Source organism: Bacillus sp. FSL L8-0152, assembly GCF_038006365.1.
Taxonomy (GTDB): Bacteria; Bacillota; Bacilli; order Bacillales; family Bacillaceae_G; genus Bacillus_A; species Bacillus_A cereus.
This window is the reverse complement of the sequence record NZ_JBBOVB010000001.1, coordinates 1103558-1121810: the sequence shown is the minus strand read 5'-3', so window position 1 is coordinate 1121810 and position 18253 is coordinate 1103558. Positions and strand designations below refer to the sequence as shown.

Sequence of the window (18253 nt, the reverse complement as noted above, 5' to 3'; positions counted from 1 at the left end):
TGTAATAAATGGCATCTAGCTTCATCTCTATATAATTCATATTTCTTCCTAATTAAAATTATTTCTATTTATTAACTTCTATAATAAAGGCCTTTCATATTACAATCTTAATTATATTCATAAAAACCCTTACCACTTTTTCTACCTAATTGCCCTGCATCGACCATTTTTCTTAATAAAGGACAACATCTAAACTTAGGGTCTTGATAGCTTTGGTAAAGTATATCTAAAGAATTTACAACTGTATCTAAGCCTATAAGATCCGCTGTTTCTAAAGGGCCCATTTTATGTTCAAAACAGCTTTTAAATATTTGGTCTACATCTGCTGGAGTAGATACTCCATCCTGTACTGTATATGCTGCTTCATTCATAAACAAATGTGATATCCTATTAGATACAAAACCTGGATAATCATTAACTATTATAGGATGCATTCCCACACTAGACAGCAATTCTGAAGTTTTACCTATCGTTTCATCTGTAGTATGCAATCCCTTGATTACTTCAACGAACTTTTTCATAGGGACAGGATTCATAAAATGAGTCCCTATAACCTTATCAGCTCTATTTGTATAGCTTGCTATTTTTGTAATTGATATGCAAGAAGTGTTAACTAAATATATACATTCATTTTTACATATTTGCTCTAATTTTATATAAACATCTTTTTTAATTTCTAAAATTTCAGGAACATTTTCTATAATTACATCAGCACTTGCTAATTCTTCATAATCAGTTGAAAACTTTATTCTATCTAACAATTCACTTGTGTCTTCAATCTTTTCATTTTTATTAAACATGTTATACAGCATAACATTTTTCATTATATTTTCTTTTGCTTGTTCAAGAATTTCATCGTTAATATCAATTAAAACTATTTCATAACATTTTTGGGCAAACTTTTGCGCTACGCCTACTCCCATAACACCAGCACCTATTATGCCTATCTTTTTCATGACACCCTCCTACTTATTAGTACAAATATTAATTTAATTATTTACCTTCTTTTAAATCAATGACTCAGTAATATAATCTGCAATTTCACGTGCTTCACAAAAGAAAGCATCATTATTACTTAATCCTCTGTTTATATGCACCATAATATTGATTCCATTCTTTCTAAAAAGAGCATTTTGGAATCCAGGTCCATGTCCCTCATGCCCGAGTGCATTATTTATTTCAAATACTCCTAATCCTACTTTTATGATATTATTTTCCGGATAATATTTCGAAATATCCTCTAAACGAAACATTATATTACTATTATTCACAAATTTACCATCTATTAATGCATTGATCCATATTAACAAATCATTTGCAGTAGAAATCATTCCCCCGGCAGCCCATCCCCCTGATAAACCAATACTAGTCATATCTTTTTTATCGCTTGCGTAGCAACGACTAAAATTCTCATTATCATCTATCTCATGTATTAAAATTGTATTTTCCAATCCTAATTTATCAGAAATTCTAGTTTCAATATTATCTTTTAGACTTATTTGAGTTACCCTTTCAATAATCATACCTAGTAAAATATAACCTGTACTAGAATATAACCAACTATCACTATCCATTAAGGTTTGTGATGTTTTACTTAAGCCATAATAGACTAATTCTTCTTGTTCCCATACTTTATATGGCTGACTAAGAAAATCCCTTAAAAACTCATCATTTTTTGTATAATCATAAATACCGCTAAAATGATTTAATAATTTTTTTATCGTAATATCTTCTAGCTTTATATGGGTAAATTTCTTTGATAGTTCAGGGATATATTTGATAATACTATCATTTATATTTATAACTTTTTCTTCTACTAACTGTAATATGATAGCTGCAGTAAATGTTTTCGTTATACTTCCTATTTTGAATCTAGTAGTATTGTCCATATCTATATTATTGTAAATATCAGCTTTTCCAACAGAATATACTTCTATATCACTATTTCCTGATTGTATTCCAACAATCATTCCTGGCAAATCATTTGTATCTATATATTCTTTTAAATATTTCTTCAATCTCATTTTGTTAATTTCTAATTTTTCCTCTGTCAAATTTATAATTTGATATAACTTACTTTTATACGTTTCAACAATTTTGTTAACATTCTCCGCTTTATATGCTTCTTTATTGTATACTAAGGAAACCTTTAATTGACCATTATATATCTTGCTATTAAATTCTAGCGCGAACTGTCTTTCACTATCGGAACTTATGTTGTTAGCATCTACATTATCAATTAACGTAAGTATCCCATCCTCGTTACCTTTGCTAATTTCTCCATGATAATTAAATGCAATAGGGGATTCTAAATTCCACTTCACATCTTCCTTATATTTATCCTCAGTGATATACCTTAAAATGTTGTATCCTATACCATTATTTATAATATTATTACGTATTTTTTTTGTTTCTTTTAGTACATCTAAAATATGATTAGATTCTGGCACTTCTATAACCATAGGATATAATGATGTAAACCAACCGACAGTTCTATTCACATTTATTTTCTCAAATAAGTTTTCTCTTCCATGTCCTTCCAACATAATTACAAATTTATGATTGCTTGTCCAATCATATATTGTTGATGACAATGTTGATAATAATATGTCTAAAAATTCTACGTTATATTTATTAGTTGATTTCTTTAATAGTATTGATGTTTCTTCACTATTTAAAGTAAACGTAATTTCCTCAGTATTCTTTACGATATTAGAACTATAATTAAAATCAAATGGTATACTATTAAATTTTTCATTACATATTTTTTCCCAATATTCTTTTTCCTCTAAAAACTCCCTACTGTTTGCATAACTATAGAGTTCCTCGATCCATTGCTTCATTGAATTTGTTTTTTTAGGAAGGCAATATTCTTCTCCATTTAAATATTGTCTTAATAATGTGTCTATATCTTTAATAATTATATTCCATGATACAGTATCCACTACTAAATGATGAATCATTATATAAATATAATCTTCACTTTCAGTTTGAAACAGCGTGACATTCATCATTGTTCCACTATTAAAAGTAAAGCTGTTTTCTAATTTTCTCACTTCATCTCTTACTATTTCTTCGATTTCACATTTATTATACATATCTATTACATTAAAATTTAATGGATAACTTAAATCTAAGATTTCTTGCTTTATCTCATCATCATTAAGAGTAAAACATGTTCTTAGCATATCGTGATGTTCTTGAATCTTATAAAAAATTTCTTTCACTGCATCCCTATTTAATTTTATTGTGGATTTTAACATAGCAGATTGATAAAAATGCTCTTTTTTAAATTTACTTTCCTTAAAAAACCACGTTTGAATAGGAGACAATTTAATATTGCCTGTAACAATTCCTTGATCAACCACTTGGTCATTAATACTAATTATTTTTGCTAAGCTTTCAATATTTCTATATTTAATAATATCAGTTATTGTCATCCTTAAGTTTCTCTCATCTAGTATTGATGACACTTGAATAGCCTTAATTGAATCCCCACCTAAGTAAAAAAAATCATCTAATACACTAATTTCTTCTTTACCTAAAACGTTTTTCCATACATCTACAAGTATTTCTTCATAATCATTGTTCGACTCTTTATATACCTTTACATTATCATGTTCCTTTTCTATCTCTTCAAGGGCTTTTCTATCTACTTTCCCATTTTGATTAATCGGCAAACATTGTAAACTTAAAATTTTTCCTGGTATCATATATTCTGGCAACTTCTTAAGTAAATGTTCTCTCATTTCATTCGATGTATATTCATACGCTGATACAATATATGCACATAGATATTTACCGTTATCTTTTTTTATATCTATTACTTTTACTTCACTAATTCCTTCAATATTTAATATGGCATTTTCGATTTCACTTAATTCTATCCTATATCCTCTTATCTTAACTTGATGATCTATTCTACCCAAAAATTCTATATTTCCATCTGGAAGCCATTTTGCTAAATCTCCAGTTTTATATATCCTTTTTCCCTTTTCATAGGGATTTTCAATAAATTTCTGATTTGTCAAATCTTTATTATTTAAGTAACCTCTTGCCAGGCCATCTCCGCTAACACATAATTCCCCTGGTACACCTATTGGAACCACTTGATTATTTTCATCTAAAATATATGACTTAAAATTATATATTGGCTTACCTATTGGAACTACTTGATTTTCACTTATGCTATCGACATATTCCCATACAGTTGAACAAATTGTTGTTTCAGTTGGTCCATACGCATTAATATATTTTACTTTTTGACTCCATTTATCTAATAGTTTTTTACTTATTGCTGATCCTGCTGTAATTAATAGCCTTAATGTTTTTAGTTTATTAGAATCTAACATTGCTAAATACTCTGGCGGTATTGTTACAACAGTAATTTCATTACGATTTAAATATTCAATAAAATAATCACTATTATTTATAATATTTTTTGGCATCACATGTAATTGCGCACCATTTAACAACGCCATTGTATATTCCCATATTGAAGCGTCAAAAGATACACTGGCAAATAATATAATTTTATCTTTATCCGTCACTTTTAGTTTATTTACATATGTATTTCTTAAATTATTTATACCAACGTGCTCAACCATTACTCCTTTTGATTTCCCTGTTGAACCAGATGTATAAATTACATATGCCAAATCTTTACTACTCGAATAATTTCCAAGATTACATTTATTTTTGCTATATATTTTTTTGTTTTCTATATACAATATTTCATAGTTCTTTTTTAGCTTATATTTTAAACTTGAATTTGTTATAAGTATGTTCGTTTTACTATCCTCAAGCATATGATTTATACGTTCATCTGGATAATCAGGATCTATTGGCAAATAAGCACCACCTGATTTCAATACTGCTAATATAGCTATAATCATATTTTCGGAACGTTCGAGCATAATTCCAACTAAAACCTCTGTCTTAACGCCTTTACACCTAAGGGTAAAAGCAAGTTCATTTGCCTTTTCGTTGAGTTCCCTATATGTTAAACTATTTCCATCAAATACCACAGCTACATTATCTGGTGTTTTTAAAACCTGTTCTTCAAACAATTCTTGTATTGTTTTATTTTTTGAATAAGTAAATTCTGTATTGTTATATTCTGTTAACAGCTTTTGTTTTTCATAACTTCCGATTATAGAAATTTCACTCATCTGAACATTTATATCATTACATACACTGGTTAATATATTATTTAAATGATCAAGCAACATATGAACATAATATTCGCTATACAGCTCTTTATTAAATTCTACATTTAAACAAATAAATTTACCTTGTATTGAAACAGTTATTTTTACTTTGCTGCTTAGCGGTTCATTATCAAATACTTGGTGCAACCCCTCAAGTATCAGTAATATATCTGTTAAGGGAGATTCTCCAGTGTTTTCCTCATCTGAAACCAAGTCATATATTTTATGTATAGGATAGTTTGCATGCTCATATGCTTCCCTAATATTTTCTCTTGCTGCCACCAATATTTCCTTAAATGATAATCCTTCTTTTATATCCTGAATAATCGGAATTCTCTTGTTAATAATATTAGATATATTATCTTGCTTTAATATATTTGTTTCTACAGCTACTTTTTTATAATTAGAATATTTAAACAGTAATACAGTGACTATGGAGTACATATATGCATATATATTCTCACTAGAATTATTACATAACTTTAATATTTTGTTACTTATATCCTCACTAACAAAGTAACTTAATTCTTTGATAGTACATGCTTTAGTCTCAACTCGTTTAAACGGTACAGTAGTTTTCATAAAATCATTACTTACTTTACTTTCCCAATATTTCTGTTCATTTTTTATAAGCTCATTTGGTATACTGATGTTTATTTTATTATTCATAATGCCTCCTTTCTTGTATATGTATGTTACGTATAAATACCTAACATACATATACAATTATAAAATTTTAAACTTAACTATTTATATTTTGATAATCTTAAAAGTTAAAATCCGTAGCATATTGAATTTCTTTAACTTTCCCATAATTCTGAGTAAGTTTTATATCATCAATTCTAATTTCAGGATTTTCTGCTATATGTCGCATAACTTCAATAAAATGCTGTTTCATCGTCTCTATTGTTTCTCTTTTAAACAAGCTTGTTGAATACTCTAAATCTATACTAATTTCACCATTTGAATCGTTGGCAACTAATGATATATCAAACTTTTGAACATTCGTTATATCCATATACTCTTTGAATACCAATTCCTCATGTGAAGATTTACATCTTTCTATATTTTGAAACACAAACAAGACATCAAATATTGGATTTCTATTTATTTTTCTTTCTAGCTTTATTGATGAGATTAATTCTTCAAACTGATAATCTTGATTCGTATAATCTTGTAATACCTTATCTCTTACTGATTTAATATATTCTCGGAACGATAAATCGCCATCTACCATAGTTCTTATTGCTAACGTATTAACAAACATACCAAGCATATTTTCTAAATCACCATGATTTCTTCCTGCTATTGGGCTTCCCACTATTATGTCATCTTGTCCACTATATTTTGATAAAAGTATAGCGAAACATGAAAGTAATGCCATATACATTGTACCACCTGTTTCTTTAACAACTTCCTTTAGAGCTTTAATTATTTCTTCATCAATCTCAAAATGTATACTATCACCTTCAAAATTCCGTTGTTCTAACCTTTCGTAATCAGTAGGAATATTTAACTCAGGAATTTCTCTTTGGAATTGTTTTAACCAATATTCTTCTTGTTTTTTATAATTCTTACTTTCTTTTCTCTTCTTATACCATTCAGAATAATCCTTATACTGCAACTGAAGCCTGTCTAACTCCTGTCCTGAATATATTTCATTAAGTTCCTTCTTCATTATTTCAATTGTTGTTCCATCAGAGATGATATGATGCATATCAATTAAGAATATATTTCTTTTTTCTCTTAAATTTATAACCTTTAACCTTATTAGAGTTTCATTTTTTAAGTCAAATGGTTGTATAAATTTTTCATATATAGATTTTACTTCCCCCTCACTTGAAACGTGAATTCTATCAATATTGAAGTCTAGCGCCTCAAACTTATTAATTTTTTGGAACACTACCCCATCTTTCATATTAAATGTAGTTCTTAATATTTCATGTCTTTTCATTAAAGTTTCCAATGCAAATTTAAATTTATTAAAATCAAAATCGCCTACTATCTCAATAGCGCTAGGCATATTGTACGCAGTGCTATCTTTATGTGCCTCTTGTAATAAATACATTCTTTTTTGTGCTGATGATGCTTCATAGTATTCTTTGTCTTCTGCTTTTTCTATTTTTGAATACAAAACTTCTTCTAAATATTCTATATACTCACTTAATTCCTTTATTGTTTGATATTTAAATAATTCTTTTAATGGAACTTCTTTATTTAACTCCTTATGAATTCTAGACATAAGTATAGTTGCTTTTAAAGAATGTCCTCCATTATCAAAGAAATTATCATTTATCCCTATCTTTTTAACACCTAATACCTCACTCCATATTCGTACTAAAGCTTCTTCAACTTCATTTCTTGGAGCTTCATATTCAGTTAGGGGTGTATCTATATTTAGGTTTATCAGTGCTTTTCTATCAAGTTTTCCATTAGCAGTTAGTGGCATCTCTTCTACTTGTATAAAGTAAGCTGGCACCATATATTCTGGTAATGTTTCTTTTAAGTAATTTTTTAAGTTTAATTCCTCAAGATTTTTCTTACTTACTACATAAGCACATATATATTTTTCTTTGTCTTCCTTTACCACAGCTGCTGCTTCTTTGATGTTTTCATGTTGTAATAATCTATTTACTATCTCTCCAAGCTCTATTCTATATCCCCTTATCTTAACTTGATCATCTATTCGTCCAAGGAATTCTATATTTCCATCAGGCAACCACCTTGCTAAGTCTCCAGTTTTATACATCTTTGCGCCAATTTCAAATGGATTATCTATAAACTTTTCAGCTGTTAATTCTTTCTTGTTTACATAACCCCTTGCTAGTCCATCTCCAGCTATATATAATTCTCCTATCACACCTACAGGAACAACTTCATTATTCTTTAAAACATATAGTTTCGTGTTATCTATAGGTTTCCCTATTGGTATTACTTTCCTATCATCATCACTACAATCAAAATACGATACATCTATAGTAGCTTCCGTTGGACCATATAAATTTATAAGTTTTTTTTCATTTTCAAATATTTTATAAAACTTTGATACCTGCTTAAAGTTTAATGCTTCTCCACTAGAAAATACTTGTCTTAAACTCGATAATTTTATATTCGTTATATTTTCTTCTACACAGTATAAGAAAACATCTAACATAGAAGGTACAAAATGCATTGTTGTTATTTCATATCTATCTATAGCCTCAATTATCTTCATAGGATCTTTTTCATCATTAGGACTAAGTATGCATACTTTCGCCCCTACTAATGACCACCACAAAATTTCCCAAACAGAAACATCAAAAGTATAGGTTGTTTTTTGTAAAATAGTATCTTTTGCACTTAATGGGTATTTTTTCTGCATCCAATTTAGTCTGTTAACTAATGATTTGTGTTCAATCATTGCCCCCTTAGGATTTCCAGTTGTACCTGAAGTATATATTACATACGCTAAGTTATCTGATTTATTTATTTTCTCTAGATTACTAGAATCCATACTAAATAATTCTTCATTAAATAAATCGATAACTTCACCTTCAAATTCTATACCTTCTACTAAATTATTTTTACTTAATAGAATCTTACTTTCACTGTCCTTTAGCGTATATTCTATTCTTTCCTCAGGATGATTCGGATCTATTGGTAAATACGCTCCCCCTGCTTTTAAAATTCCCATTATTCCCACTATCATCTCTGGAGATTTTTCCACCATTATCCCTACTATAGAGTCCGCCTTAACTCCTTTAGCTCTTAATACCCTTGCAAGACTATTTGCTCTTTCATTTAACTCTTTATAAGTTAACTCTTCATCATTAAATACCAGAGCTGTATTGTTAGGGATTCTTTCTACTTGCTTTTCAAATAATTCTTGAATGGTCTTATCTCTGGGATAATCTACTCTTGTATTATTAAACTCATATAGAATTTGTTTTTTCTCTTCTACCGTTATTACTTCGATTTCCCGAATTTTGATTTCTTCATTCTTTACGATACACTTTAACACTTGAATATAATAATTACATAAGCTTTCTATCGTTTCTTTTTTAAATAGTTTTGTACAATACTCTATACTGCACGTTAACGAATCATTTTCCTCTGCAACATACAAGGTTAAATCAAACTTCGAGATATCACTTACGTTATCGATTGGTTTTAATACAATATTCTCCAACCTCTCTTCATCTCGACCATTCGAATCCCCCATACTAAACATAACGTCAAATAATGGATTTCTACTCGCATCTCGTCTGATATCCAATTTTTCAACTAATGCCTCAAATTGATAGCTCTGATTCTCATACGCTTCAAGAGCAGTTCTTTTTACCCCCGCCAAAAATTCAGAATATTTCATATCACCTTCAGACTGATTTCTAATAGCTAACGTATTTACAAACATCCCCATGATACTTTGGAAATCTGCATGTGACCTTCCCGCTATTGGTATTCCGATTACAATATCCTCCTGTCCACTGCATTTGGATAAGAGGATATGAAATGCAGATAGCAATACCATATGCATAGTTGTTCCCGTTTCTTTTGTTAAATTTCTTAAACTTGTAGTTAGCTCTTCTCCTACTTCAAAATGAACACAATCTCCCTCATGACTTTGGATAGCTGGTCTTTCACAATCATATGGTAAATTTAACACTGGGATTTCACCTTGGAATCGATTGATCCAGTATGATTCTTGTTTTTTCATCTCATCTGATTGCAAGAAAGTATTTTGCCAAACTGCGAAATCTTTATATTGTAGGTGTAAATCTTCCAACTTTTCACCATTATAAAGCTTCGTAAAATCTTTTATTAATATATTCACAGATGTACCATCCAATATGATATGATGCATATCTATAAATAAATATATTTTCCCTTGAATCTCCACAAGCTCCACTCGAAATAGCGGTGCCTTTTCTAAGTTAAAAGGCTGAATGAATTCTTTTACCACTACATCAATTTCCTTATCACTTCGATATTCTTTTAGGGTAAAATCGTAAGATTCCGCTATCTTTTGAACAATCTCATCTTCGACGACTTCAAAAGATGTCCTTAATCCTTCATGTCTTACAATTAGTTCTTGAACTGTCTCTTCTATTTTCTGCTTATGAACCTCACCTTCCAATTCGAACACAACTGGCATATTATACACAGTACTATGTTTACTAAATTCTTGAAGAATATGCATTCTCTTTTGTGCTGATGAAGATTCATAGTATGCTTTCTTTTCTATTTTGTTTATCCCTACATATCGGCTTGTTTCTTTCAAGCGTATATAATCGCTTAATTTTTGTATTGTTTTCAATTCAAAAATTTCTTTTAACAGTAATTCTACCTGAAATGTCTTGTGTATTTTCCCCATTAATATTATTGCATTTAAGGAATGCCCACCTAAGTCGAAGAAGTTGTCATTGGTACCTATTTTTTCAATTTCTAAAAGCTCTCTCCATATATTTACTAGTTTTTCTTCTACCTCATTTCTTGGTTCTTCATGTTCTTTTAAGATTTCCTCTAAAATTGGTTCTGGAAGCATCTTCCTATCCAGCTTTCCATTCGGGGTTAATGGCATCTTCTCTAACTTCATAAAATAGGCTGGAATCATATATTCCGGTAAACTACCGCTTAAATAATTTCTTAAATTTAAATCTCCTAGTTCTTCGTCACTTACTACATATGCACATATATACTTTTCATCTTTTTTATTTTCTTTTACTACTACTGCCGCCTCTTTAACACTATTATGCTGTAGTATTCTGTTTTCTATCTCCCCAAGTTCTATTCTAAATCCCCTTATTTTCACTTGATTATCCATTCTTCCTAGAAACTCTATCTCTCCATTAGGCAACCATCTCGCTAAATCCCCAGTTCGATACATTTTCTTTCCTGGTTCAAAGGGATTTTCTACAAACCTTTCTGCTGTCAATTCTAATTTATTGAAATATCCTCTTGCTACACCATCCCCACCAATACATAATTCACCTTCAACACCTATAGGCGTTTGCATATTTTTATTCAATACATATACACTTGTATTACTTAGCGGCCTACCTATTGTTATTTTTCCATCTTGTTCTAGCAGTTTTATTGTTGACCATATTGTTGTCTCTGTTGGTCCGTATACATTGTAAATCTTTGTATCTTTATTCTTATTCCACTTTTTAAATAAACTTGATGTTACTTCTTCTCCACCTACTAATACTAATTGCATATTATTCATGGATTCTTGAAATTCTTCATTTTCCAAAAGAATTTTCAATCTTGAAGGAGTACTTTGCATTACTTCTATTTCATTTTCATCTATAATTCTTGCTAGTTTCTTACTATCAACACACGCTTCATTACTAGCAATTATAACCTTTAATCCATTTGTTAATGGCACCAGGGTTTCAAACCCAAAGATATCAAAGCATATCGTTGTAATGCATAATATATTTCGATATGAATTCAATTTAGTTTCTTTCGTTATTCCATGTATAAAATTGTTTACCTGTCTATGTTCTATCATTACCCCTTTTGCTTGACCAGTCGTTCCTGAAGTATAAATAACATATGCTAAATCACTCGGCTGATTTATTTTTTCCACATTACTGAATTCACCTTCAAATATGGTGTTATCAAGTAAATCAATAACTTTACCATTAAACTTTATACTATCCATTAACCCCTTTGTACTCAATAATACTTTACTTTCACTATCATTAAGCATAAACTTTATTCTGTCTTTTGGATAATTCGGATCTATAGGTAAATACGCTCCTCCGGCCTTTAAGATCCCCATTATCCCTATTATCATTTCTAAAGACTTTTCTACCATAATTCCTACAATAGAATTTGATTTAACACCTTCACTTCTTAGTATTCTGGCTAGTAAATTTGATTTGTCATTTAATTCTTGATAAGTTAAACTTTGTCCCTCAAACTCCACAGCTATTTTATTTGAATTCTTTTCTACTTGTTCTTCGAATAACTGATGTATAGTTTTATTTATCGGATATTCACAAAATGTATCATTGAAATCGACTAACAGCTTATTTTGCTCTTCACCTGATAACATTTGAATATCTGATATTAATACTTTTCCGTTTTCTACTACTTCATATAATATTGATTCAAAATATCCCCCCCATCTATTAATTGTTTCTTCATGAAATAAATCACCCTTATATTGCAAGTTGATATTAAATTCCCCATTTTCTTCAAGGATTTCAAAGAGAAAATCAAATGTGGTGGCCTTTCCTTTATAATCGTATTTCTTAACCTCTACGTCTTTAATTTTAAATATTCTTTCATTTATATTCTCATAAATAAACATTGTATTTACTATTGGATTCCTATTCACTTCTCTATTTACATTTAATTTATTTACAAGTACGTTAAATGGATATTCCATATGAGAATATACATCTATTAAGTTTTGTTTTACTTCATGTAAAAAGTTTTGGAAAGTTTTATTCTCATTCACATAATTTTTTAAAATAACTGTATTAGTAAACATGCCGATACAATCATCAAACTTACCATTCCCCCTAGTTGTAACAGGAGTTCCAATTAATATTTCATTATCATTTGATAATTTGTGCAATAAGATATTAAAAGCAGCAACTAAAATCATAAATAATGAACTTTCATTTTTCATTGCTAATTTTTTTAAGCTTACAACTAAATCCTCTTTAATTTTCATATTTACGGTGTTTCCAGTACGTTCATTAATTAAAGTTGCATTACTATCCACCGGAATATTTACAGGACCAATCTCTCCTGACAAATTTTCCATCCAGTACGCTTCACTTTTTTTCGCTTTATCTGAATCTAAATATTTTTTTTCCCACTCTACATAATCTTTATATTGTTTCGCTAATGGCTCTATATCAACATCACAATAGGCTTTCATAAATTCCTGGGCCAATATATTTAAGGACATACCATCTGCTATAGTATGATGAATATCTATTAACAATGCATATTCATCATTTGAAATTTCAATTAAATTCACCTTGAAAAGTGGAGCCTTTGATAAATCAAACATAGTGATTGTTTCATCAATTACTTTCTCAAGATTTTCAGAAGCTTCCTTCTTAATTACTTTAACCCTAAAATCTACATTTTCTACTACATCTTGTAGTAGCTCCTCATCCTCAATATAGAGTCTTGTCCTTAAAATATCATGTCTTTTAATTATTTTCTTAAAAGCCTGCTCTATCTTATCTACATTTACTTTCCCTTTCATTTCTAAAACGCCAACTACATTGTAAGGATCTTGTCCATCCTTTAAAATATGTGTAAATAAATTCTTTTGCGCTAAGGACATAGGTATCCTTGTATCATTGTCTCCCTGTAAAGCGAAAAAACCACCTTCCCTTAATTCATAAATAGTTTCTTTAATTTTTTCTTCAACTAATCGAATATCTACTTCTGTTATTTCTGTACAGAAACAACAAGTTCTTCTTTCCCATGTGTATATACCCTTATACATCAAAAGGTAAAAGAATAAATCCAACTCGATAGGTAATAAAGATGGATCATACTTTCCAAAAGACTCAAATTTAAATTGCGACCCGAAATTTTTTACATTAATAGGTATTTTTTCCGTTTTGAAAAATTCATTTATTCTTCCAACAAAATCCCTTGTTTTTTCATTCACTTCATTTTGAAGAGCTTCTCCTTTTTCCTTCATATAAGAAAGGACAGCATATGCTGCAGCCATAGACAATGGGTTTTTACAGAAAGTTCCTGCAAAAATGACCGCTTTATTTTGCGGCTTAGATTCGTCGCCAAACAGCCAATTTCCTCCATCAATCTTGTCTAAATATTTCCCTTTACCTGCCACTACCCCTATAGGCATTCCTCCGCCTACTATTTTTCCATACGTAACCATATCTGCCTCTATTCCAAAATAAGCCTGCGCTCCACCTTGTTGGATTCTAAAGCCAGTTATCATTTCGTCGAAAATTAATATAATGCCTGTTCTGCTAGTTAATTCCCTTAATCTTGTCAGAAACTCTTTTGGTTGGAAACCTGGTTTTCTACTTTGTACCGGTTCTACTAATACAGCTGCAATTTCATCTTGATGCTGCCTAATATATTCTAATGATTCTTGCGAACCATACATTAAACTTACTGTATCTTGTATAGCGCCATAAGTTGATCCTTCTGATGTTGGAAATTCCCCTTGATCATCAGAGCTTGAAAGTACAGTATCAAAAGTTCCATGATATGAACCTGCAAATTTTACTATCTTGTTCTTTTTTCTAACTGCTCTAGCTATTCTAAGTGCAACCATTACTGCTTCAGTTCCAGTATTACAAAATCCTACTCTCTCTACTTTTGTAAACTCTTTAATTAATTCAGCAACTTTCCCCACTAATTGTGATTGCGGTCCTAATTCTATTCCCTTGTCTAACTGATTCTTAATTGCTTCTTTTATAAATGCAGGATTGTGACCAAAATAATGAACTCCATAACCTATAGCTAAATCTATATATTCATTACCATCAACATCCCAAAATCTACAACCTTCGGAACGGCTTGAAACTACCGGGTATAGCAATTCTTTTAAAGTCGTTCTAAAATTCAATGAGTTAATCCAATCTGATAAAACATATCTATACCTTGTTGCGTATGCTTTAGATTTTTCTGTTTTTTCATTATATTTCTCAAGAAAATCATGAATAAATCTTTTTTGTCTTTCAGTTAAACTATCTTTCTCAAGCACCCACCCACTATAATTTAAATTAGGAGGCGTACTTCTTTGTTCAACTTTATTTTTAAGCCCTTTATCACTAATTGTTTCCCTACTTAATTTTCTTATTTGCTCTAATTGATGTTGAATATTATTGATTTGATTATCAAATTCATTTAAAAAGTTTCCATCAATTCTACTTATATTTACACTACTTTCTATGAGTTTTTCATCTACACTACCAACAGCAATATTAATTTCTTTATAATTCTCATGAATATATCTACTGATTTTTTCCACCGTGTTTAATTCTTCAAAAAATTGATTAAGTGAAATATCTAAATTGTATTGACTATCAATTTTTTTCTTGAAATTCATTAATATTAAAGAGTCAAATCCTAATGAAAATAAATTAACATATGAATCGATTTCATCAATTTCAAGCCCAGTTATTAAATTTATTATTCCCTTTAATTCTAAACATATCTCATCTACATGTTTACTACCTTTAATATCCTCTGATTTGTGGAATTTAACCTCGCTTAACTCATCAACTTCAATCACTCTATCTATCCCTTTTATTTCTAAAAGTTCCTCTTTTTCAATTTTTTTATTAGAACTTTCTTTTACTACACTTCTTAATTCCTTCAAAAATTTCTTTCGCTGAAATGGATAATTCGGGAGACTTACTTTTTTCTTTTCATATGTTTCATAAAATGAATTCCAATCAATTTCTACACCACGTAAAACTAAAGAAGAAAGAGATTGAAATAATTGCTTATAATCTGTTACACCTTGTCTTAGAGATGGTAGACAATCAATATTTTCATCACTTATACACTGACTCGCTAAACCGGATAATGTAGCATCTCCACCAATTTCAATAAATGTAGTAATCCCCATACTCCTAGCAGTTTCTATTGCCTCTTGGAATTTAACCATTTTTGATAAATGTTCAGACCAATATGTTGTCTTACCTAAAGTATCGACATTTTCTAATCTTCCAGTAACAGTTGAAATCATATTAATCTTAAGATTCTCAAAATTAACCTCACTAATATTCTCAGCATAGTCCTGAGAATAAGGTATCATTAAATTCGAATGGTAAGGATGTTCAATATTCAATTTATTAATAAATACTTTTTGTTTTATTTGTATCATCTCTATTACTTTGTCAATTTCGTCGCCTAGTCCTGAGATTGTTACATTTTCAGGTGCATTTATCGCTGCAATTGATACGTTCTGACATCCACTTTCATGTATAGCAGCTTTTACATTCTCAACATTAGTAAGAACACCAACCATTTTTCCATCTAGATCTATTGCATCCATCATTTTACTTCTATGCGAAATCATTAATACAGCATCATCTAAACTGATAAGACCACCATAATATGCCGCAGCATACTCGCCGATACTATGCCCGATAACTAACTTCGGTTTAACACCAAGTGATTCCCATACTTTTGTCAATGCACATTCAATCGAAAAAATGATTGGCTGTGAATAAACAGGATTTTTTATTAAATCCTCATTATCGTCATACATAGCATCAATAATTTCTATATTTAACATTTCTCTAAATTTTTCATTACATAAGTCGAGCATTTCTTTAAATGGTTGTGATTGTGCATAAAATGTCTTTGCAATATCCTTGTAAATAGAATTTTGACCAGTGAATAGAAAAGCAATATTCCGATTAACAGAATGTTGTTTCTTGGAAGAATACATCGAAAATTTATCCGGGTTGTTGAGAGCTTCATCAAGACCTTTTATAAAATCCTCTTTTTTCTCTGCTTCAATAGAAAACTTAAAATCCATGTGTCCTCTACTTATATTTGTTGTGTAACATATATCAGCTATGGATTCTTGAGTTTCTTCCAAAAAGTTCTTCATATTCGCAATCGATGCTTTCAAAGCTTTTTCACTCTTTGCAGAAAGAGTTAGCATATGATACGTTAATTTATTCAATTTATGATTTTTTTCATTTACCGGTGGTTCTTCTAATATTACGTGAGCTAGTGTTCCACTAAACCCAAATGAACTAACACCAGCTCTTCTTTTCCCACTCTGTTTCTTCCAGTCTATTAACTTGTCAGCCACTTTCACTTTTTTCCAATCAATATTGGAATTCGGGTTTTTAAAATGAATACTTGGTGGTATCTTACTATTTTTTAGAGATAATAATACCTTAATTAAACCCGCCATACCCGACGCTGCCTCTAAATGAGCAATATTTGATTTAGCTGAACCTATGAGTATACTACCATCCCTAGGCAAACTTGATATAGCTTGCGCTTCAATAAAATCCCCCAACTCAGTTCCTGTTCCATGAGTTTCTATATAGTCTATATCGTTTGCAGTCAAATTAGCTTGTTTCAAAGTCTGCATGATGACATTTTTTTGTGATATTCCGTTTGGAGCAGTAAAGCCATTTGTTTTTCCATCTTGCCCTACAAATACACTCGTTACTATTGCATCGATATTATTTTTATCTCTTTTGGCATCCTGTAACCTTTTCAGTATTACTACCCCACAGCCTTCACCACGTCCAAATCCGTCTGCAGAAGCATCAAATGCCTTACACCTTCCATCTTTTGATAAACCATGAGTTTTAGAGAGACCTATAAAAGATTCCGGGGATAACAATAAATTTACCCCACCTACAATAGCTAAATCACAATCACCATTTCTTAAGCTCTGTACCGCTCCATTCAAAGCAACAATCGAAGATGAACAAGCTGTATCATATGACACAGCTGGTCCTTTCAAATCATAAAAGTATGCAATTCTTCCACTAGCAGCATTAAATGATGTTCCGGTTGTTGAGTATGGATTTATATCATCAACATTGCCTGACAGCATTTCAGCCTTTGCATAGTCTAGAGAATTCATCCCTATAAATACACCTGTTTTACTTCCTTTAAGCTTCTCTATATTTACACCAGCATTTTCTAGAGATTCCCAACTTACTTCAAGTAATAGCCTTTGTTGGGGATCTATAGAGCTAGATTCAATTGCAGATATTTCAAAATGTGCATTATCAAATTCTCCAATTGGAATGTCTAAAAATGCCGCGTGTTTAGTATACATTTTTCCGGGTTTATCCATATTTTCATTGTAATAATGATCTTTATCAAATCTGCTCTCTTTAATTTCTGTAACAGTATCAATACCATTCTCTAAAATATCCCAAAAAGCGTCAGGATTATTTGCTCCTCCAGGAAATCTACAGCTATAACCAATAATTGCTATCTCTTCTTTTTCGTTAATTTTTTTCAGTTGATCTGATAATTCATTTATCTTTTTCGAAGCGTTTTTTAATGCACTTTTATATTTGTTTATATCTTGATCCATATTTTCAACCAGCCTT

The 18253-nt window shown here is 30.1% G+C and carries 3 protein-coding genes; all 3 read right to left on the bottom strand.

Annotated features, from left to right (window positions below; translation table 11 throughout):
• Nucleotides 1-107 precede the first annotated feature (107 nt).
• The 3 genes from MHH27_RS05660 to MHH27_RS05650 all read right to left on the bottom strand — a co-directional run bounded on the left by MHH27_RS05660 (nucleotide 108) and on the right by MHH27_RS05650 (nucleotide 18237).
• Entirely contained in the window at nucleotides 108-956 is an 849-nt protein-coding gene (locus tag MHH27_RS05660; RefSeq protein ID WP_099004950.1) for a 3-hydroxyacyl-CoA dehydrogenase family protein, read from the bottom strand.
• A 51-nt stretch (nucleotides 957-1007) separates the two neighbouring features.
• A complete protein-coding gene (locus MHH27_RS05655) occupies nucleotides 1008-5879 on the bottom strand; it encodes an amino acid adenylation domain-containing protein (RefSeq protein ID WP_340941882.1) in 4872 nt (1623 codons plus the stop codon).
• Between the two features lie 97 nt (nucleotides 5880-5976).
• Complete coding sequence (locus MHH27_RS05650; RefSeq protein WP_340941880.1) at nucleotides 5977-18237, bottom strand: non-ribosomal peptide synthetase/type I polyketide synthase; 12261 nt, start codon at nucleotides 18235-18237, stop codon at nucleotides 5977-5979.
• Between the last annotated feature and the right edge of the window lie 16 nt (nucleotides 18238-18253).